The 955-nt window shown below is 62.1% G+C and carries 1 protein-coding gene; it reads right to left on the bottom strand.

Annotated features, from left to right (window positions below; all coding sequences use genetic code 11):
* Positions 1-681, bottom strand: a 681-nt coding sequence (locus ABQF30_RS29525) for an IS110 family transposase (protein WP_448470622.1), incomplete at its 3' end; no start/stop codon positions are given.
* Between the last annotated feature and the right edge of the window lie 274 nt (positions 682-955).

The following is a 955-nucleotide window of genomic DNA, read 5'->3' as shown; positions in this document are numbered from 1 at the left end:
CGGCGCGGTGAGTTGTTCGCTGCGCAGTGCCGCCTGGATTTCTCGGGCACGGTGATCGATATAGCGTTGACGCCCACCGGCTTTGAGCAGAGAGCTGATCTTGGACACACTCAACGCCGCGCCCTGGGCTGGACTGGGTGCGCGGCTCAGCACCGCCAGTGCGTCGTGGTGGTCGATATCGCCGAACGCGACCAGCGCGGCTGGATAGTACTGGCGTAACCCAGCCTTCAATATGTTGCTGTGTCGAGTCCGCGCCCAGACCAACGATTGGTGGGCCCGCGCCAGCACCTTGATGGCCTCGACCGCGGAACTGTCACCGGCCAGCCGGCGATGATTGTGCCGATCGGTCCGTACGAGATCGGCCAGCATTTTGGCGTCACCGGTGTCAGATTTCGCGCCCGAAACCACGTGCCGGTCACGGTAGCGTGAGGCCGCCATCGGATTGATCGCATATACCTGGTATCCCGCGGCATCCAGCGCGCTCACCCACAGCCCAGTATCTGTTTCAATACCGATCACCACCAGATCGGGTTCCTCGGCGTGCTCGGCCATCAACTGGTGAAACGCCGCAAGTCCGGGGGTGCCCTCCGGCAGCCGTGTGCTGGCTAATCGCTGCCCGTCTTCATCCATCACCCACACGTCGTGGTGATCTTGCGCCCAGTCGTCCCCTACGAAAATCATGCACTCTCATCGCCTTTCCGTTTGATCAGAACCGATACCGTGCGAGCGCGGGAACACCCCGTAGCGACCTAATGGACAAGTGCTCGACATACGGCACGACATCCCTTCAGCACTTTCAGGCGAACCCAATGAACCGGCCGGGGCACGGTCTCGCGGTAAGGACTCAACAACTCCAGCGTGCGGGGGTGCTCACCGGCCGGCGGCTCATCGACCAGCGTCTCGCAACAAGCCCCACGAACCCATCCAAAACGCCGATAGGAATCATTAGCGTGCG

The sequence above is a fragment of the Mycolicibacterium sp. XJ870 genome, assembly GCF_053483975.1.
The sequence above is the reverse complement of the archived record's forward strand: the minus strand, read 5'-3'. Positions and strand labels throughout refer to the sequence as shown.